19 protein-coding genes are annotated in these 18,789 nt (G+C 77.8%); 8 read left to right on the plus strand and 11 right to left on the minus strand.

The features are described 5' to 3' along the window. Positions 1-36 precede the first annotated feature (36 nt). The 11 genes from FBY24_RS11500 to FBY24_RS11550 all read right to left on the minus strand — a co-directional run bounded on the left by FBY24_RS11500 (position 37) and on the right by FBY24_RS11550 (position 12,911). On the minus strand, positions 37-2,760 hold the full coding sequence (locus FBY24_RS11500) for a molybdopterin-dependent oxidoreductase (protein WP_142160717.1): 2,724 nt from the start codon (positions 2,758-2,760) through the stop codon (positions 37-39). Then, positions 2,757-3,566 (minus strand): FAD binding domain-containing protein, encoded by an 810-nt coding sequence (locus FBY24_RS11505; protein ID WP_142160719.1) that lies wholly within the window; start codon positions 3,564-3,566, stop codon positions 2,757-2,759. Before FBY24_RS11505 ends, FBY24_RS11500 begins: the two co-directional genes overlap by 4 nt. Beyond that, entirely contained in the window at positions 3,566-4,483 is a 918-nt protein-coding gene (locus tag FBY24_RS11510; RefSeq protein ID WP_142160721.1) for a MurR/RpiR family transcriptional regulator, read from the minus strand. Before FBY24_RS11510 ends, FBY24_RS11505 begins: the two co-directional genes overlap by 1 nt. Next, positions 4,480-5,736, minus strand: a complete 1,257-nt coding sequence (locus FBY24_RS11515) for an allantoate amidohydrolase (RefSeq protein WP_142160723.1) — start codon at positions 5,734-5,736, stop codon at positions 4,480-4,482. The genes FBY24_RS11510 and FBY24_RS11515 overlap by 4 nt, the downstream gene beginning before the upstream one ends. After that, entirely contained in the window at positions 5,733-6,941 is a 1,209-nt protein-coding gene (locus FBY24_RS11520) for an alanine--glyoxylate aminotransferase family protein (protein WP_255432362.1), read from the minus strand. The genes FBY24_RS11515 and FBY24_RS11520 overlap by 4 nt, the downstream gene beginning before the upstream one ends. Positions 6,942-7,017: 76 nt before the next feature. Continuing rightward, positions 7,018-8,400, minus strand: coding sequence for an allantoinase AllB (gene allB, locus FBY24_RS11525; protein ID WP_142160725.1), 1,383 nt, complete (start codon positions 8,398-8,400; stop codon positions 7,018-7,020). 18 nt (positions 8,401-8,418) lie between these two features. Then, positions 8,419-9,321, minus strand: a complete 903-nt coding sequence (gene pucL / locus FBY24_RS11530; protein ID WP_142160727.1) for a factor-independent urate hydroxylase — start codon at positions 9,319-9,321, stop codon at positions 8,419-8,421. A 3-nt stretch (positions 9,322-9,324) separates the two neighbouring features. Beyond that, positions 9,325-9,645, minus strand: coding sequence for a hydroxyisourate hydrolase (gene uraH, locus FBY24_RS11535; protein WP_142160729.1), 321 nt, complete (start codon positions 9,643-9,645; stop codon positions 9,325-9,327). Positions 9,646-9,655: 10 nt separating this feature from the next. Further along, entirely contained in the window at positions 9,656-10,150 is a 495-nt protein-coding gene (gene uraD / locus FBY24_RS11540; RefSeq protein WP_142160731.1) for a 2-oxo-4-hydroxy-4-carboxy-5-ureidoimidazoline decarboxylase, read from the minus strand. 134 nt (positions 10,151-10,284) lie between these two features. Continuing rightward, positions 10,285-11,838, minus strand: a complete 1,554-nt coding sequence (locus tag FBY24_RS11545; protein WP_142160733.1) for an AtzH-like domain-containing protein — start codon at positions 11,836-11,838, stop codon at positions 10,285-10,287. Then, positions 11,835-12,911: an acetamidase/formamidase family protein gene (locus FBY24_RS11550; RefSeq protein WP_142160735.1), complete on the minus strand. Its 1,077-nt coding sequence runs from the start codon at positions 12,909-12,911 to the stop codon at positions 11,835-11,837. The genes FBY24_RS11545 and FBY24_RS11550 overlap by 4 nt, the downstream gene beginning before the upstream one ends. A gap of 207 nt (positions 12,912-13,118) precedes the next feature. Here FBY24_RS11550 and FBY24_RS11555 point away from each other — a divergent pair, with 207 nt between their 5' ends. The 8 genes from FBY24_RS11555 to FBY24_RS11590 all read left to right on the plus strand — a co-directional run bounded on the left by FBY24_RS11555 (position 13,119) and on the right by FBY24_RS11590 (position 18,769). Further along, positions 13,119-13,904: a pilus assembly protein FlpE gene (locus tag FBY24_RS11555; RefSeq protein ID WP_255432363.1), complete on the plus strand. Its 786-nt coding sequence runs from the start codon at positions 13,119-13,121 to the stop codon at positions 13,902-13,904. A 44-nt stretch (positions 13,905-13,948) separates the two neighbouring features. Beyond that, positions 13,949-15,157, plus strand: a complete 1,209-nt coding sequence (locus tag FBY24_RS11560) for a TadA family conjugal transfer-associated ATPase (RefSeq protein WP_142163468.1) — start codon at positions 13,949-13,951, stop codon at positions 15,155-15,157. Continuing rightward, positions 15,154-15,888, plus strand: coding sequence for a type II secretion protein F (locus FBY24_RS19265; protein ID WP_222117243.1), 735 nt, complete (start codon positions 15,154-15,156; stop codon positions 15,886-15,888). Before FBY24_RS11560 ends, FBY24_RS19265 begins: the two co-directional genes overlap by 4 nt. After that, positions 15,885-16,472 (plus strand): type II secretion system F family protein, encoded by a 588-nt coding sequence (locus tag FBY24_RS11570; protein ID WP_142160737.1) that lies wholly within the window; start codon positions 15,885-15,887, stop codon positions 16,470-16,472. The genes FBY24_RS19265 and FBY24_RS11570 overlap by 4 nt, the downstream gene beginning before the upstream one ends. Positions 16,473-16,628: 156 nt before the next feature. After that, the gene (locus FBY24_RS11575) at positions 16,629-16,841 is read left to right on the plus strand and encodes a DUF4244 domain-containing protein (protein WP_142160739.1); all 213 of its coding nucleotides are present in this window, start codon (positions 16,629-16,631) and stop codon (positions 16,839-16,841) included. A gap of 65 nt (positions 16,842-16,906) precedes the next feature. Further along, positions 16,907-17,218 carry a TadE family type IV pilus minor pilin gene (locus FBY24_RS11580; RefSeq protein WP_255432364.1) on the plus strand — a complete coding sequence of 104 codons (312 nt, stop codon included), beginning with the start codon at positions 16,907-16,909 and terminating at the stop codon, positions 17,216-17,218. Next, complete coding sequence (locus FBY24_RS11585) at positions 17,215-17,634, plus strand: Rv3654c family TadE-like protein (protein WP_255432365.1); 420 nt, start codon at positions 17,215-17,217, stop codon at positions 17,632-17,634. The genes FBY24_RS11580 and FBY24_RS11585 overlap by 4 nt, the downstream gene beginning before the upstream one ends. Before the next feature lie 274 nt (positions 17,635-17,908). After that, positions 17,909-18,769 carry a PilZ domain-containing protein gene (locus FBY24_RS11590; RefSeq protein ID WP_142160743.1) on the plus strand — a complete coding sequence of 287 codons (861 nt, stop codon included), beginning with the start codon at positions 17,909-17,911 and terminating at the stop codon, positions 18,767-18,769. Positions 18,770-18,789: the final 20 nt, after the last annotated feature.

The raw sequence follows: 18,789 nt of genomic DNA on the forward strand, positions 1-18,789 counted from the left end.
GGTCCTGGCGGCGTGGGGGAGATTCCGAGGGCTTCTTCAGCGGGGCAGGCGCCACACCCGGTCGCGGGTCAGGGGGATCTCGTAGGGGCGGACGCCGAGGGCGTCGCGGACCGCGTTGGCCAGGGCGGGGGCCACCGGGTTGTAGGGGGCCTCGCTCATGGACTTGGCGCCGTGCGGGCCCAGGCCGTCGCGGGTGCGGGCCAGCAGCACGCGGGTCGGGGGGACGTCGGCCATCTGCGGCACGCGGTAGGTGCGCAGGGCGCGGGTGGTGACGACGCCGTCGACGATCAGCGTCTCCTCCTGCAGGGCCGAGCCGATGCCCTGCGCGACCCCGCCCTCGATCTGCCCGCGCAGCTGCTCGGGGTTGAGGACGACGCCCGCGTCGGCGGCCTGCACGGACTGCAGGATCCGCACCGTGCCGGTCGCGGTGTCGACGGCCACGCGGAAGGCGTGCACGTTGAACGCGACCGATCGGGGGCTGCCGTGGTGCGAGCCCTCCGCGCTGCGGGGGCCGATCTCGGCGAACGTGACCAGGCGGTCGCCGACCCGGACGCCCTCGGGGCCGACGACCGGCACGACGCCCGGGGCCGGGTCGACCAGGGCGAGGGCGGCGGCGACCAGGTCGTCGTGCAGGAGGGACGCGGCCTGGGCCACGGCGCGGCCCGCGACGACGGAGCCCGTCGAGCCGTACGCGCCGGTGTCGTAGCCGGAGCGGTCGGTGTCGGACTGGCGCAGGCGCACCCGGTCGGGGGACGTGCCCAGCGCGGTCGCGACGAGCTGGACGTGCACGGTGGACGTGCCGTTGCCGAACTCCGCGGTGCCGACGGCGACCTCGTAGCGGCCGGCGGCGTCCACGTGCACCGTCGCGGTCGAGTGGTGCCCGCGCGGCGGGATCGTCGCGATCATCGCCACCGCCAGACCCTCGCCGGTGCGCCAGCGGTCACCGGTCGGCACGAGCGTGGTGTCGCCCGCACGCGTCGTGGCCAGGGCGTCCTCGACGAGGTCGAGGCACTCGACCAGCCCGTACGACGGGGTGTCGTCGTCGCCGACGCCGTAGCCGAGGTCCGTCGTGGTGTCCTCGTGGTTGACGAGGAACGCGTCGCCCGGGCGCACCACGTTGCGGCGGCGCATCTCGAACGGGTCCAGGCCCAGCTCGCGCGCGAGCTCGTCGACCGCCGACTCCAGCGCGAACAGCACCTGCCCCAGCCCGTACCCGCGGAACGCGCCCGACGGGAGCTGGTGGGTGTAGACGGCCTCGGCGTCCACGCGCTTGGCGGGGCACCGGTACTGCGCCACCGACTCGTGGATGCCGTGGAACATCACGCCCGGGCCGTGGTTGCCGTACGCGCCGGTGTCCGAGAGCACGTCCAGGTGCATCGCCGTCAGCCGCCCGTCCGCGTCGGCGCCGAGCGCGACCTCCACCCGCATGGGGTGCCGGCACGGGGCCAGCGCGAGCTCGTCCTCGCGCGTCATCTCGTACTGCACGGGCCGGCCCAGGCGCAGCACCGCCAGCGTCACCAGGTCCTCCGTCAGCAGCTCCTGCTTGCCGCCGAACCCGCCGCCCACGCGCGCCGCCAGCACCCGCACCCGGTCGCGGTCCAGGCCGAAGACGTGGCACAGCTCCTCGCGGACGAGGAACGGCACCTGCGTGCTGGTGCGCACCACCAGCCGGCCGTCGTCGTCGAGCCAGCCGACGGCCGCGTGCGTCTCCAGTGCCGCGTGCGAGACCCGCGCCGTGCGCCACGTGCCGCGCACCGTGCGGTGCGCCGCCGCGAGCGCCGCGTCGACGTCACCGACCTCGCCGTGGCTGGCCGCGACGACGTTGCGCGCCGGGTCGGCGATGCGGGACGTCGCCGCGTCCTTGTCGCCGTGCACCAGCGGCGCGCCCGGGCGACGGGCCTCCTCGGGGTCCAGGACCGCGGGCAGCACCTCGTACTCGACCTCGACCAGCGCGCACGCGGCCTGCGCGACCGCCACCGAGTCCGCGACCACCGCGGCGACGCGCTGCCCGTGGAACTGCACGACGTCGTCCAGCACCCGTGTGTCGTCCGGGTCGTCCGTACGGTGCTGGTGCCGGCCCGTGGAGAACAGCACGTCGGGGGAGTCGTGGTGCGTGAGCACCAGGTGCACCCCCGGCAGCGCCCGGGCGGCCGTCGCGTCGATGCGGGTGATCCGCGCGTGGCTGTGCGGGGAGCCCAGCACCGCCAGGTGCAGCAGGCCCGTCGGCGGCTCGTCGAGCGTGAACGGCTCGCGCCCGCACACGATGCGCCGCCCCGCGGGCACCGCCACCGCGTCCCCGACGCCGCCCTCGCGGACCACGTTCGTCTTGCCGGCCAGCGCGTCCCGCACCGACCGGTACCCGGTGCACCGGCACAGGTTGCCCTTGAACCGGCGGACCAGCCCGTCCTCGTCGAGGTGCACGTGCCCGTCGTCGTCCGCGAGCGCCGTGGCCGTGACCACCATGCCGGCCGTGCAGAACCCGCACTGGAACCCCTGGGCGTCGACGAACGCCTCCTGCACCGGGCTCAGCGCGTCCGGGGTGCCCAGGCCCGCGGCCGTCGTGACCTCGGCGTCCGCGACCCGCACCGCGGGGACCAGGCACGAGTGCCGGGCCTGCCCGTCCACCAGCACCGTGCACGCCCCGCAGTCGCCGGAGTCGCAGCCCTTCTTCACCGCGACGTGACCCTCCTGCCGCAGGAACGTGCGCAGGCACTGCCCCGGTGCGGGCGTCGCCGCGACCTCCTGGCCGTCGACCCTCACACGCCCACCTCCGCCAGCTCCGCGACGACCTCGTGCGCCAGCACCGTCGTCACCGCACGCCGCCAGTCCGGAGCGCCGTGCACGTCGTCGAACCACTCCAGCCCCGCCAGGACCGCGTCCACCTGCGCGGACGTCGGCACCCCGGCGAACCGGTGCTGCACCGGCCGCGGCACCGCGGCCGTCACCGTCAGCGTCACCGTGCCGTCCTCGTCCTGCCGGGCCACCACCAGCGACGCCGACCGGCCCACCGCCGTCAGCGACACCTGCCGCACCGCCGTGCGCGCCCGCAGCGCGTGCTCCGGCAGCTCCACCGCGCGCAGCACCTCACCGGGGGCCAGGCTCGTGCGGCCCGCGCCGCGCACCAGGTCCGTGACGCGCTCGCGCCGCTCGCCGCCGTCCGGGGTCCACACCACCGCCACCCCGTCGAGCGCCGACGTCAACGACGTCATCGCCCCCGCCGGCAGCGCCAGCGCCAGGTTGCCGCCGACGGTGGCCTGGCCCTGCACCTTGAACGACATCAGCAGCGCGTCCGCGCACGCCCCGACCAGCGGCCACGCCGCCCACGCCGGGTCCGGCACGTGCGCCGCGAGCTGCTCGACCGTGCACGTGGCCGCCACCCGCAGCCCGGCGCCCGTGCGCTCGACCGGCTCCCAGCCCAGCGCCATGAGGTCCACCAGACCGTGCACGCCCGGCTGCGGCTCGGAGAACAACCACGTTCCGCCGGCCAGCAGCGTCTCGCCCGGCGCCAGCCGCAGGTCGGCGCGCTCGCGGGCCGCGCGCAGCGACGTCACCGTGCCGAGGTCCATCAGCGGGCCTCGACCTCACCGAGCGTGCGGTACGCCGAGTCGATCGACGCCACCCGCTGCTCCCCGGTGCGTCCGCGCCGGGCCAGGACCGCGTCGGCCAGCACCGCGACCACGCTGGACGCGGCCGCGTACGAGTCGAACGCCCCGCGGGCCTGCACCGGGCACTCCACCCACCAGGTGGCGTGCGCCGCCAGGGCCCGGGCCGTCGGGTCGGCCAGCAGCACCACCGGTGTTCCTGCGGCCTGCAGCCGCTCGGCCAGCGCCCGCACCCCCGGCGGGCGGCGGCGGAACGCGACGAGCACCACCGCGTCCTGGGGGCCCAGGTCGACGACGTCCTCCGACCACGACTGCCCCGGCTGCGGCAGCAGCGTCACGTGCGGGCGCACCTGCGTGAGCTGCTGGCGCAGGTGCAGCGCCACCGGGTAGCTGTTGCGCAGGCCCACGACGACGACGCGCGGGGCGTGCGCGAGCAGGTCCGCGACCGCGTCGAGGTGCACGCCGAGGGCCGCGACGGCCCGCTGCACCGCGGCGCCCTCGGCCTCGACGTGCGCGTCGAGGTCGGCCGTGGCGCCCAGCGTCACGGGCAGCCCGTGCTGGCGCAGGCGGCGCAGGTGCTCGCGCACCTGCGTGAAGTCCTCGAAACCGAGGTTGCGGAACAGCCGGCTCATCGTGGCCTTCGACACCCCGGCCAGGCTCGCGAGCTCGGCCGCGGAGTACGTGGCGAGGTCGCCGAAGTGCTCCAGCAGCACGTCCGCGCCCTTGCGCTCCTGGGGCGGCAGCTCGGCGTAGCGCAGGGCGACGCGCTCGTCGATGCGCAGGCCGTCGAGGTCGGCCGGGTGCTCCGGGGCCGAGGCCGTGGGCTCCGCGGGGGCGTCGGTGCGGTCCGCCGCGGCGGCCAGGGCCGTGGGGGCGGTCATGCCCGGGCCGCCACGTCGTCGGCGACGGCCAGCACGGCCGCCGTGAACGCGTCGAGGGCGGCGGCGACGTCGACCTCGCGCACCGCCTCGTCCGGGTGGTGGCTGATGCCGTCGTGGCAGCGGACGAACAGCATGGCCACGTCCGTGACGGCCGCGACCGCCATGCCGTCGTGCCCGGCGCGGCTCCACAGCTCGATCGGCGCGGCGTCGCCGGTCGCGACGACGCCCGCGCGGACCGCGTCGCGCAGCCACGGTGCGCAGGGCGTCGCGGGTGCCGCGTGCGTCGTGGTCACGTGCACCGTCAGGCCGCGCGCCGCGCACAGCTCCTCGATGCCGGCGAGCAGGGTCGCGCGCATGGCGTCGCGCTCGGCGTCCGTCGCCGCGCGCAGGTCCAGCGTCATCACGGCCCGGCCAGGGACGACGTTGACGGCGCCCGGCTCGACGTCGATCCGCCCGACCGTCGCGATGGCGCCCGACGCCCGCGCGGTCCGCTCGACGAACGTGATGACCTCCGCGGCGCCGACCAGCGCGTCCCGTCGCCGCGCGTACGGCGTGCCGCCCGCGTGCCGGGCCTCGCCGACCACCTCGACGACGAACCGCTCCGCCCCCGCGATGGTCGTCACCACGCCCAGCGACCGGTCGGCCTCCTCCAGGTGCGGGCCCTGCTCGATGTGCGCCTCGAGGTACCCGACCAGGTCCTCGCGGCGCCGGGCCGCCGTGCCGACCAGATCCGGGTCCAGCCCGAACGCGCGCGCGGCGTCGGCCAGCGTCACCCCGTCGGCGTCGCGCCGGTCCCACCACGCGTCGTCCCACGTGCCCGCCAGCGCGCGGCTGCCCATCAGCGCCGACCCGAACCGGGAGCCCTCCTCGTCGGTGAACCCCACGACCTCCAGCGCGAACGGCAGGTCCGCCCACCGGTCCCGCAGCCGCTCGACCACCGCGACCGCGAGCAGCACGCCGAGCATGCCGTCGTACCGGCCCGCGTCCGGGACGGTGTCCAGGTGCGAGCCCAGCAGCAGCGCCGGCAGACCGGGCTCGCGCCCCTCGACCCGCCCGCACAGGTTGCCGGCCTGGTCGCGCCACGTGCGCAGCCCCGCCTCGGCCATCCACGGCTCGACCAGGCGGTGGGCCGCGGCCAGCGCAGGCGTCAGGTGCGCCCGGTCCAGGTGCTCGGGGTGCTCCGAGCACACCGCGAGCGCGTCGCAGCGGGCCAGCACCGTGGCGGCCGAGGTCCGGTCGACGAGGGAGGTCATGCCGCGTACACCTCGAGCGCGGCCGCGACGCCGCCGCCGGTCGGCACCGTCGCGCCGTGGGCGCGCAGCACGTGCTCCAGCGCGGCGAGCGTGGTCAGCACGGCGTCCTTGCGGGCGTTGTACCCCATCGTGCCGATCCGCCACACGCGCCCGTGCAGCGGCCCGAACGACGTGCCGACCTCGATGGCGAAGTCGTCGAGCATCGCCGCGCGCACGGCGTCGGCGACGACGGCGTCGGGCACCTCGACGGCGACGACGTTGTGCATCTTGTGCGCGACGTCCCCGAACACGGTCAGCCCCAGGCCCTGGACGCCCGCGAGCATCGCCGCGCCGGCGACCCGGTGCCGCTCGATCGTCGCGTCGAGGCCGTCCTCGAGCACGATGCGCGCGCACTCGTACGCCGCGTAGAGCATCGACGTCGCCTCGGTGTGGTGGTTGAGGCGGCGCGGCCCCCAGTAGTCGAGGATCTGGGCGAGGTCGAGGTAGTTGGACCCGATGACGGTGCCGGTGGGCTCGTCGTCGTCGGTGCGCAGGCCCTGCTCGACGTGCTTGCGGGCGTCGATCACGGCGCGGGCCCGGTCGGAGACGGTCGTCGGGGCGCTGCCCGACGGGCCGCCGAGGCACTTCTGCAGGCCGACGGTGACGACGTCGAGGCCCCAGTCGTCGGTGCGCAGGTCGTTGCCGACGACGGACGCGGTCGCGTCGACGTAGAGCAGCACGTCGTGCCGGGCGCAGATCTCGCCGATCTCGGCCAGGGGCTGGCACATGGTCGTGGACGTGTCCCCCTGGACCACCGCGACGAGCTTCGGACGGTGCGCGAGCACGGCCTCCTCGACGCGGGCGGGGTCGACGACCTGCCCCCAGGGCGCCTCGACGGTGACGACGTCGGCGCCGGCACGGCGGGCGATCTCGACGAGCAGGTGCCCGAACCGCCCGAACACCGGCACCAGCACGCGGTCGCCCGGCTCGACGAGGGAGACGACCGCCGCCTCGATCGCGGCGCGGGCGGTGCCGTCGACGAGGACGGTGGCCTCGTTCGCGGTGCGGAAGACCTGGCGGTAGAGCGCCTGCGTGGCGTTCATGTACCCCGTCATCACCGGGTCGAACTGCCCGACCAGCGCGGCGGACATCGCGCGCAGCACGCGCGGGTCGGCGCTGATCGGGCCCGGTCCCATGAGCAGCCGGTGCGGGGGCGTGAGCGTCATGGCGGCACGCTACGAAACGGCCGTTTCACCGGTGTTTCCGTCAGGGGCGTCCCGCGTCACGGGCGTGCGGGTGGCGTCAGGGGCGGGGGACCAGCCGGCCGGTGCCGGCGGTGACCGCCCCCTCGCGGGCGACCACCCGTCCGCGCAGGACGGTCGCGGTGACGGTCGCCGACAGCTCGACGCCGTCGTACGCGCTGATCGGGTTGCGGTGCGCGAGCCGGTGGGCGTCGACGCGCTGCGGGACGTGCGGGTCGAGGACCAGCACGTCCGCGTCCGCGCCGACCGCCAGGCGGCCCTTGCGGGTCAGCCCGACGAGGTCGGCGGTCGACGTCGACATCCACCGGCTGACCTCGCCGATGCCGATGCCGCGGGCGGCGGCCTCGTGCGCGACCACCTGGAACCCGACCTGGAGCCCGGCGACCCCGCCCCACGCCTGCTGCAGGTCGCCGTCGCCGCGCAGCTTCTCCTGCGCGGTCGCGGGGGAGTGGTCGGTCACGACGGTGTCGATGACGCCGGAGCGCAGCCCGTCCCACAGGGCCTCGCGGTTGCCCGCGTCCCGGATCGGCGGGCAGCACTTGTGCGCCGCAGAGGCGTCGGGGATCGCCCCGGCGTCGAACGTCAGGTAGTGCGGGCACGTCTCGACCGTGACCGGCAGCCCCTCGGCGCGGGCGTCGGCGAGCAGGTCCAGGGCGCGCGCGCTCGACAGGTGCAGCACGTGCACCCGGCAGCCCGTCTCCCGGGCACCCGCGACGACGCGGGCGATCGCCGCGGTCTCGGCCTCGTGCGGGCGCGACGCGACGAAGTCGGTGTAGACCCCGCCGGCGCGCACGGGGGCCGCGGCGAGCACCGCCGGGTCCTCGGCGTGCACGATCACGAGCCCGTCGAACGCCGCGACCGTGCGCAGCGCGGCCGTGAACCCCGCCGGGCCGAGCGGCGCGAACTCGTCCACGCCCGACGGCGACAGGAAGCACTTGAAGCCGAAGACGCCGGCGTCCCACAGCGGCGCCAGGTCGTCGAGGTTGCCCGGCACGGCCCCGCCCCACAGGCCGACGTCGACGGACAGCTGGCCGGCCGACGCCCGTCGCTTGGCCGCCAGCCCGTCCAGCGTGGTGGTCGGCGGGATGCTGTTCAGCGGCATGTCGACGACCGTCGTCACCCCGCCGAGCGCCGCCGCGCGCGTCGCGGACGCGAACCCCTCCCACGCGGTGCGGCCGGGCTCGTTGACGTGCACGTGCGTGTCGACGACGCCCGGCAGCACCCACGCGTGGTCCGGGGCGTCGAGCACGGGTCCGTCGACGTCGACGTCGTAGGCCTCGACCGCGGCCACGCGGCCGTCGGCCACGAGCAGCGTCGCCGCGCGCAGGGTCCCGTCGACGAGCACCTGCCGCCCGCGCACCGCCGTCACGAGGTCGCCCGGCGGGGGCGCGGCCACCGGGTGGTCCGGCATCGTCGTCGTCATCGGCTCGTCCTCGTCGGCTCAGACGAACCCGGGCACGGACGCCCACACGTGCGGCACCTGTGCGGCGCCCTCGCGCTGCACGGTCGCCTCGATGAGGCCGTAGGGGCGGTCCGCGGCGTAGAACACCTCGTTCGGGTTCTCCAGCCCGAAGGGCTCGAGGTCCACGAGGAAGTGGTGCTTGTTCGGGCAGGACAGCCGCACCTCGGCCACGTCGGCGCACGCCTCCAGGACGGCCTTGCCCATCTCGAAGATCGTGTGCTGCAGCGCCAGGGAGTGCACCTGCGCGAACGTCTGCAGCAGCAGGTCGCGCACCACCGGGTAGCGGGCCTCGAAGTCGACGTCCGGGCTCGTCCAGCGCCACCACGCCGTCACCGACGTCGCGAGGATGCGGTCCGTCGTCTCGCCGAGGGTGGTGTACCGGTCGCGCGGGAAGCCCCAGAACTCCGAGCCGGTGGACTTCAGCACGGTCGCGTCGGTGAAGCCCGACACGACCCACGCGTCGTCGCCGTCGACCTCGACGACCGTGCGGCGGGTCTCGCGGCCCGTGCGCACGAACGCGTGGTCGTGCGGCTCGCCGTCCACCGCGATGCGGTCCCACGCGTGCTGGTCGGCGGCGAACCGCCCGCCCGTCACCTGGGGGAAGTCGTCGACGAAGTGCCGGGCCAGCCGCAGCAGGAACGTCTCGGGCGAGCCGACGCCGTGCTCCTTGGCGTACGCGTACACGGTGTTCTTCTGCGTGTCCGTCGCCACCACGAGCGTGTTGTCGCCCGTGGTGTGGCAGTCCGTGAAGTCCCCGCGCAGCTGCGTGGTGACGGTGAGGTCCTCGATCTCGTGCACGGGGGTGTCGCGCGTGACGCGGACCAGCCGCACCTCGGCCTTCCCGTACTGGTTCGGGCCCAGGACGATGTCTCCGACGGCCATGCGTCAGCTCCCTCGGTACGTGGTGTAGGCGAACGGGCTCAGCAGCAGCGCCAGGTGGTGGTGCGGCTGGGCGTCGTCCAGGTGCACCTCCAGGTGCACCGCGGCGTGGAGGGTGGGCACGCCGGCGCGGGCGAACCACGCCCCGGTGGCGAAGCGCAGGCCGTAGGTGCCGGTGGGCAGCGTCGTCGCCCAGCGCAGTCGGCCGTCGTCGTCGGTGCGGCCCTCCTCCAGGACGGTGCCGTCGGCGGCCAGCAGCGTGACCTCGACGCCGACGGCGGGGCGCCCCGCGGCCGCGTCGAGCACGTGCGTCGAGCAGGTGCTCACGAGTGCCCCCTCACGTGACGAGCCCGGCCAGGCGCAGCTCGGCGATCTCGCGCAGCTGCTGGGCGGTGACCTCGACCTCGGTGCGCGGGTCGTGCGTGAGGCGCTGCTCGAGCAGGGCGAGGATCTCGTCGCTGGTGCGCCCCGCGGCCCGGACGAGGAACACCCGCCCGAACTTGTCCTCGTAGGCGCGGTTGCCCGCGGCGAGGCGGGTCGCGACGTCGGCGTCGGCCGGGTCGACGCCCGCCTGCTCGCGCGTCGACAGCGCCGCCGACGCGCCCGCCCCCGGGTGCCGCTCACCGATGCGCGGGTGGTCCGCCAGCGCCTGGGCGACGTCCGTGCCGCCCCACGCCGCGGCCTGCTCGCGGGCGTGCGCCTGCAGGTCCTCGACGGACCCGTACGGGCGTGCGGACACCACCTCCTGCGCCCACCACGGCACGTCCGCGCACGTGCGCACGAGCGCCTGCGCCGCCTCCTCGGGCAGCGCGTTGAACTCCTCCAGCCGCATCCCACGTCCTCTCCGCCGCGCCGACCGTAGGCGGGCGATGTGTCGGCGAGGGAAACGGTTGTTTCAGCGGCGTGAAACCTGCCCGTGCGCGGGTGCGGGCGGGTCCGGCGTGCGGCGGCCGGGGCCGGCCCGGGTCAGGCGGTCGTGCGCGCCAGGTCGCGGGCCAGCGCCAGCAGCTCGCGGTCACGCCCCGGGGCGGCGACGAGGCAGACGCCCACGGGGAGGTCGGCCCGCGCGCCGGTGCGCCCGTCCGGGCCGGGCGGCGGGGTGGGTCCGGGCGTCGGCAGCACGACCGCGGGCAGCCCGCCCAGCCCGGCGACGCACGTGAGCCGCAGGGTCGCCGCGCGCACGGCGTCGAGCCCGGCCGGGTCCGGGCGGGGCGCGACGGACGGGGCCGCCGGCAGCACCAGGACGTCGTCGCCGACGAGGTCGAGCACCTGGGCGCGCACCCGCTCGCGCTGCTCGCCCGCGCGGGCGCCCGTCGCGTCGTCGACGAGTGCCGCCGCCGCGAACCGGCCCGCGACGTCGGCGCCGAGCGCCCCGGGGTGCGCGCCCACCCAGTCCCCGTGGGCGCGCCACGCCTCCCACGCCTGGCGGAGCCGGAACACCTCGGCCCACGCGGCCAGGTCGACGCCGTCCCAGGCGGTGGTCGGCGCGGCGCCGGCGTCGGCCGCGAACCGGCGCACCCGGGTGGCGACGTCGTCCTGCGCGAGGGCCAGGAGCGCGGGCGAGACGACCAGCCGCGACGTGCGTGCCGCGCCGGTGCCCGGGGGCAGGAGCGCGTCGCCCACCGCGGCGAGCAGGTCCGCGTCCCGGGTCAGCCAGCCGACGGTGTCGAACGACGGGGCGAGCGGCACCAGCCCCGTCGTCGGGACCGCGCCGTGCGTGGTGCGGACGCCGTAGAGGCCCTGGTAGGAGGCGGGGACACGGATCGACCCGCCCGTGTCGGTGCCCAGGCCCACGTCGGCCTGGCCGAGCGCCACCGCGGCGGCCGACCCGGACGACGACCCGCCCGGCACCCGCCCCGGGGCCCGGGGGTTCGGCGGGGCGCCGGTGTGGGCGTTGGTGCCCGCCAGGGAGTACGCGAGCTCGTCCGTGCGGGCGATGCCGCGCACGTGCGCCCCCGCCCCCAGCAGGGCGGCGACCGCGTGCGCGTGCTCCGCCTCGACCGGCGCCCCCGCGAGCCATGCGGGGTTCCCGACGCCGACGCGCTGCCCGGCGACCGCGAACAGGTCCTTGACCGCCACCGCCCGCCCGGCGAGCGGGCCGTCCGGCGCACCGGGCACCAGCGGGTCGCCGAGGACGCGCCACACGCGCGGGTCGAACGCGGGCGCCGGCGCGTGCACGTGCGCGGCCGCGACGGCCCACCCGCCGTCCGTGCGCTCCCACAGCTGGGTCTGCTGCCCGCGCCCGCCGCGGACGAGCTCGGTCACCGCGACGACCAGCGCGTGGTCGTCGTCGACCGTCCGCACGTGCACCTCGACGACGCGTCGCGCCGGGGCGCCGCCGCGGGTGCCCCGGAACGCCGCGATCTGCTCGTGCCCCACGAGCAGCCCGGCGCCGTCGCCGCGCAGCGTGCCGGGCCCGGGTGCGAACAGCCGGTCGAGGGCCGTCAGGTCGTCGGTGCCGAGCGCGTGCTCGTACGCCCAGAACGCGTCCATCAGGCCCGCGGGCGGGTCCGTCCTCATGCCACGCCCCCGTCCTCGAGGTCCGCCAGCCGGATCCGGGCGTGCACGCCCGTCACCTGGTCGACCACCTGGGAGACGTCGAAGTCCGTCGCCGCCGACAGGTACGCCAGCGCGTGCGCCCGGTCCATGCCGTACCGGGCCTGCAGCAGCGCCAGCGCGGCCCGCACGCAGCGGCGCAGGGCCTCGTCGAGGTCCTCGTGCAGACCCGTCGGCACCAGGTGCTCGGCGGTGCGGCCCAGCGGGCCGGCCAGCTCGCCGAACGCCTCGACCGCCTGCGCCCGCGGCAGCACGTCCAGGCGCACCGTCACCCGCAGCGACGCCTCCAGCGCCGTCAGCGCGACCTCCCCGTCGCCCTGCGCGAAGTGCGGGTCGCCCAGGTACGCGAGCGCGTCGTCGACCTGCACCGGCAGGTACAGCGTGGACCCGGCCTGCAGCAGGTTGATGTCGACGTTGCCGCCGTGCGCGCCCGGCGGCACCGAGTGCGGGCGCACGTCGCCGGCCACCGCGACGCCCATGATCCCCAGGAAGGGTGCGATCGGGAACTGCACCGTCCGGTCGCTGCCCGCGGCGCGCGGCATGACCGCCCGCGTGCCCGAGGCGTCCAGGCGTGCCAGCACGCTCACCACGTCGGCGCCGCCCTCGGGCATCTCGCCGGGCAGCGCACCGCGGCCGTGCCGGTTGGAGATCACGCCGTACGGCACGCGCGGCAGGGTCTCGAGCACGGTGATCGCGAGCACGTCCCCCGGGCGGGCCCCGCGCACCGCGATCGGCCCCGTGACCACGTGCGGGCCGTCCGCTCCCGGGGTCCGCGGGTGGTCCGACGCCGCCAGCGCGACCGCGTCGGCCAGCACGTCCGTCAGGCCGTGCGCGCCGAAGAACGCCCGCGGGTCGCGGCCCTGGTCCTCCAGCAGACCCTCGTGGCTGAGCGTGTCGACCGTGACCTCCGTGCCCGGGTCGACCGTCAGCACCGGGGTGTCCGCCGCGCACGGCAGCCGGCCCCAGAGCACGTGGTCGGGGGTCGAGGGCAGGTAGGTCGCGGCGCGCACGGGGCCCGTGCCGGGGTCGAGCAGCATGCGCCCGACCGTAGCGGCCGGTCGTGACGGCGGTGTTGCGGGTCCCCGGGCCGCGGGGTGAGCCGCCCACAGCCCCGCGCAGGGCCCACTGAGCCTCACCGCGCCAGGCCACCAGGGGGCGCGCGCGTCGCCGGACGGCAGGGTCGGACGTCGCCGGTCGGCCGGCGCGGTCGACCGGCCGCGCCCCGCCCGCCGGGATCGGGAGGCGTGGTGCAGCCAGGTGTCGAGCAGTGGGCCGCGGAGCCGCGGGGGAGCGGGGCGTGGGGCACCGCGCAGCCGGGCCCGGGGGCCGGGCGCGCGCTCGTCGTCGGCGTCGTCGGGGCCGGCGGAGGGGTCGGGGCGTCGACGTTCGCCGCGCTGCTCGCCCGCACCCTCGCGCGCAGCACCGCGACCGTGCTCGTCGACCTCGACCGCGGCGGCGCGGGCGTCGACGTGCTCCTCGGCCTGGAGGACGCCGACGGCGCCCGCTGGCCCGACCTGCGCGGCGCGGGCGGCGACGTCCCCGGCGCCGACGTCCTCGCGCTGCTGCCGCGCTGGGACGCGTGCGCCGTGCTCTCCGCCGACCGCACCCGGCCCGAACCCGTCGACCCCGCGGTGCGCGTCGACGTGCTGCACGCCCTCGCCGGCGTCGTCGGTGCCCTCGTGCTCGACCTGGACCGCACCGACGTCGTCGACGGGCAGGCCCCGCTGCCCGCGTGCGACGCCGTCGTCGTGGTGGCGCGCCGCGATCTGCGCTGCGTCGCCGGCACCCTCGCCCTGCGCCCCCAGCTCGACGCGTCCGGCGCCCAGGTCGGCCTCGTCCTGCGCGGCCCCGCACCCGGCGGGCTCGGGGTCGCCGACGTCGCCACCACCACGGGCGTGGACGTCTGGACGTCCGGCCCCGCCGACCGTGCGGTGGCCGCCCGGGCCGAGCGCACCGGGCCCGCCGGCCGCGGCCCCGCCCACCGGGCGGCCCTCGTCGTGGCCCGGCGCCTCGGGGTCGGCCGGTGGTGACGACGCCGGGCGCCCTCGTCCCGGCCGCGGCGCGCCCCGGCCCCGTGCGGCACACCTGCGCGGCACCGCCACGCCGCCGCGTCGACCCCGGGGTCCTGCGCGCCGTGCGCGACGCGCTGCGCACCGGCGGCACGCCCGGCCCGGGCGGTCTCACCGCGCACGTCGAGGCCGCCCTGCGCGCCGCCGGAGCCCTGCTCGGCCCCGACGCGCTCGCGGCCGCCACCCGCACCGCGCACGACGAGCTGCTCGGCGCGGGCCCCCTGCAGCGCTGGCTCGACGACCCCCGCGTCACCGACGTGCTCGTCAACGGCCCGCACGACGTGTGGGCCGAGGTCGACGGCGTCCTCGGCCGCGTCGACACCGACCTGGGGACGGCCGAGGCCGTGCGGGCCCTGGCCGTGCGGCTGGCCGCCGCCGCGGGTCGCCGCCTCGACGACGCCAGCCCCACCGTCGACGCCCGGCTGCCCGACGGCACCCGCCTGCACGCCGTGCTGCCGCCGCTCGCCGAGACCAGCGCCGTCCTCAGCCTGCGGGTCGTGCGCCCCCGCGCGTTCACGCTGGCCGAGCTCGCCGCCGCCGGGTCCGTCGCCCCCGCGCTCGCCCCCGTCGTCGCGGGCCTCGTCACCACGCGGGCCAACGTGCTCGTCTCCGGCTCCACCGGGGCGGGCAAGACGACGCTGCTCGCGGCGATGCTCTCCCTCGTGCCCGCGGACGAGCGCATCGTGCTCGTCGAGGAGTCCGGCGAGATGGTGCCCACGCACCCGCACGTCGTGCGCCTGACCGCACGGCGCGCCAACGTCGACGGCGCCGGCGCCGTCGGGCTGGCCGACCTCGTGCGCGAGGCCCTGCGGATGCGCCCCGACCGGCTGGTGCTCGGCGAGTGCCGCGGCGCCGAGGTCCGCGAGGTCCTCGCCGCGCTCAACACCGGCCACGAGGGCGGCTGCGCCACCCTGCACGCCAACACCGCCGCCGACGTGCCCGCGCGCCTCGAGGCCATGGCGGCGCTCGCGGGCATGGGCCGCGAGGCCGTGGCCGCGCAGGCCGCCAGCGCCGTCGACGCCGTGCTGCACCTGCGCCGTGAGCGCGGCCCGGGCGGGCGCCGGTACCTCGCCGAGGTCGGCGTCGTCGGCCGGGACGACGCCGACCGGCTGGTCGTGCGCACCGCGGTGCACGCCGACGGCGCGGGCGCGCTGCGGCGGGGCCCGGGGTGGCCGGCGCTGGCCCGCCGCCTGGGCCTGCCGGAGGACGCGTGAGCGTGCTCGTCGCGGTCGGTGCGCTCGTCGCCGCGCTGCTCGCGACCGGCCCCCCGGCCCGCCGCCTGCGCCCGGCGGACGTGCGCCGCCGGCGTGCGGGGCCGTCCCGGCGCCGCGCCGGTGCGCCGGACGACCTGCCCGGGCTGCTGATGGCCGTGGCCGCCCGCCTGCGCGCCGGCGCCCCCGCCGGCGCCGCGTGGTCGGACGTGCTCGGCGTCGACGTCCACGGCGCCCTGCCCCGCGACGCCGACGTGCTCGGCCGCGTCGCCACCGGCCGGCGGCGCCCCGACCCGCGGCTCGTGGGCCGGGTGCAGGCCGTCGTCGCCGGTGCGCGCGTCGCCGTCGAGCTGGGCGCGCCGCTCGCCGACGTCCTCGAGGACCTCGCGACCGCCGCCAGCGCCGACGCCGAGCACACCGCCGACGTCGAGGCCGCGCTCGCCGGCCCACGGGCCACCGCCCGGGTGCTGCTGTGGCTCCCGCTCGCCGGGGTCGGGCTCGGCGCACTCCTCGGCGCGCAGCCGTGGCGGGTGCTCCTCGACGGCGGCGTCGGCACCGGCGCCCTGGTGCTGGGCCTGGGGCTGGTCCTGGCCGGGCGGGCCTGGGTCGCCGCCCTGCTCACCCGGGCACGCGACGCCGGCGCCCCGCGCGCGACGCCCGAACCCCGCGGCCCGCGCGGCGCCGCCCGCCGAACCGGGACCACCGCGGCCCGCGGGCCGGTGCGTGCCGCATGAGCCCCTCCGCCGTCACCGTCGTCGTCCTCGTCCTGCTGCTCGCCGCCCGGCGCCCCTGGGCCGTGCGTCGTGCCGGTCGCCTGTCGGCCCCCGTCACGTGCGCGGGCCGTGCCGCAGCACCCGGGCGGGCGCGGCGTCGCGGCGAGGACCCCGGGCCCGTGCTCGACCCCGCCCTGGTGCTCGAGCTGTGCGCGGCCGCCGTGCGGTCCGGCGCCCCCGTGCCGCGTGCCCTCGTCGTGGTCGGCGACGCGCTCGGCGGCACGGAGGGCGACGGGCTGGCCCGGGCAGGTGCAGCCCTCGACCTCGGTGCCGACTGGGGCGCCGCCTGGGCGGGCGCACCTCCCGCGGCGGCCGCGGTCGGTGCCGCGCTGCAGGTCGGCTGGACCGCCGGCGCCGCCCCGGGGCCACAGCTGCGGGCCGCGGCCGACGTGGTCCGCCGCGAGCGGCGCTCCGCCGTGCGTGCCGCGTGCGGCGCCCTCGGCGCGCGGCTGACCCTGCCCCTCGGGGCGTGCTTCCTGCCCGCGTTCGTGCTGCTCGGTCTCGTCCCGGTCGTGGTCGCCCTCGCCGGGGACGTGCTCGGGTGAGCCGCCCACAGCCGTGCCCGTGCCGGGCGGCCCCGCCGAGGACGCCCGGGGTCTGACCGGGGCGTGCGGCGGCCCCGCAGGCTCGCACCGGACCCGCCGCCACCAGGGCGGCGGGACGGACGCCCGGCCGGTCGGCGCGGGCACGGGAGGTACGACATGGCACGACGGAAGCAGCGCGTGCGGCGCCTGGTGGCGACGGTCGCGGCGCGGGTGCGCACGGGGACCCGCGACGCGGGCATGGCGACCGCGGAGTACGCGATCGCCACGCTCGCCGCGGTGGGCTTCGCGGGACTGCTCGTGGTGATCCTCAAGGGCAACGAGGTCAAGGGCCTGCTCCTGGGGATCGTCCGTCAGGCGCTCGGCGGGTGAGCGGGCGGCACCGCGGTCGCCCCGGCGTCCGCACCGGAGGTGCGCGCGCGGGGGACCGCGGTGCCGTGACCGCCGAGCTCGCGATCGGCATGGTCGCCGTCGCGGTGGTCCTGGTCGCGGTGCTCACGCTCGGGGCTGCGTCGGTGACGCGGCTGCGGGCCGAGGACGCCGCGCGCACCGCCGCCCGCGTCGCCGCCCTGCACGAGCCGGACGCGGCGGTCGTCGAGGCGGCCCGCACCGTCCTCGGCGGGCGCGCCGCGCAGGTCGGGGTGCGACGGGACGGGGACTGGGTGACCGTGACGGTGACGTCCGCGCTGACGGGGTGGGCCGCGGGTGTCGAGATCCGGGCCGACGCGACCGCACGGGTCGAACCGTGACCGGGCCGCTCCCGGCCTGGCGCCGGGGCGGGGCCGCTGCCCGTGGCGCGGTGGTGCGCCGCGGTGCGGCGGGCGACCGTGGTGCGGGTTCCGTCCTCGTCCTCGGTGTGGTCGCCGCGGCGGGTGCGCTGCTCCTCGCCGTCGGGCTCGTCGCCGGTGCGTACGACGCGCGCGGACGCGCCCGGACGGCCGCGGACCTCGCCGCGCTCGCCGCCGCCGCGGCGGCGACGTCGCCCGGTGCGTCCGTCGACCCGTGCGCGCGGGCCGCGGAGGTCGCCGCCCGCAACGGCGCCGACCTCGGGTCCTGCACGGTCACGGGCCCGGGCGTCGTGGACGTCGCCGTCCGGGTGGCGTCGGCGGTCGGCGACGCACGGGCCGCCGCGCGCGCGGGGCCGGTGACGGCTCGTGACGCGTGACCCGGGCTCGGCGGTCGACCGCCGGGGTGCGGGAGCGGTGCGGCTCGGCCCGTCGCGCGGACGGTCGAACGGCCCGTGACGTCACCCGCCTGCCACCTCGCGGCGCCCTCCGGGACGCGGGACAGTGCTCGGGTGCTGCCGATCGGGTGGCGGCGCTGGGTGCTGGCACCCACCGAACTGGACGATCGCCCGGCTTCGCCCGGTGGACCGTTCAACGACTGCTCCGGGAGGTCCGATGGCATGGCTGAGCAGACGAGGTCGGGGGTACCGGAAGATGAGCATCACGGAGATGGAGCGCGAGGTCGTCGAGGCCGCGGCGGGCATCCCGCACGTCAACCAGCGGGTGCGCGTCGTCCTGGACCCGGACGCCGCGGAGCCGGGGTCGGGCGTGCCCACCCGGGTCGAGGACGTCGAGGTCGTCGTCGACGGGACCGAGCTGCGGCACCACGTGCTGGTGTCGCCGCCCTGGTACGGCGGTGACGTCGAGCCGCCTGCCGAGGACTCCCGCATGACGCTCGTCTGGCCGACCGAGCGTGGCGTGCTCGAGCTGCCCGTGCGGTTCGTCCGCATCGACCGCATGGCCGAGGGCGTGCGCGGGTGGCGCCTCGTGGTCGTCGGGTCGGCGACCCGGCTGCAGCGGCGCCAGTTCGTGCGCGTGCCCGTCGGCCTGCCGGTGAGCGTCGAGACGCGCCCGGAGGACAGCGGCACGCCCCGGCACCCCGTCGCGGACGGCATGACCATCGACCTGTCCGAGGGCGGGCTGCGCTGCGTGCTGCACGACCGGCTCCCCGACGAGCACCCTGTGACGGTGACGTTCGCCTTCGGCGAGGCGCAGTTCCGGCTCGCCGCGCGCGTGGTGCGCGCCGCGCCGTGGGTGGACCGGCGCAAGGCCCGCGTGCCCGGCGCCCGCGTCGTCGACGACGGCTCCGACCGGCAGGACCACGACCACGACGGCCCCGACGACGACGCCGCGACCGGTGCCCCCGGCACCGTGCCGCACGTGCGCACCCGGGAGAGCGCGGCGTCGCGGTGGAGCACGGCGATCCGCTTCGTCGACCCCGACGAGGCCGGCCCCGCCCTGCGCCGCGCGATCTTCGCCGAGCAGGTCCGCATGCGTCGCACCCGCGACCACTGAGACTCCCGGGCCGACGAACC

The sequence above is a fragment of the Cellulomonas sp. SLBN-39 genome, from assembly GCF_006715865.1.
Classification (GTDB): domain Bacteria; phylum Actinomycetota; class Actinomycetes; order Actinomycetales; family Cellulomonadaceae; genus Cellulomonas.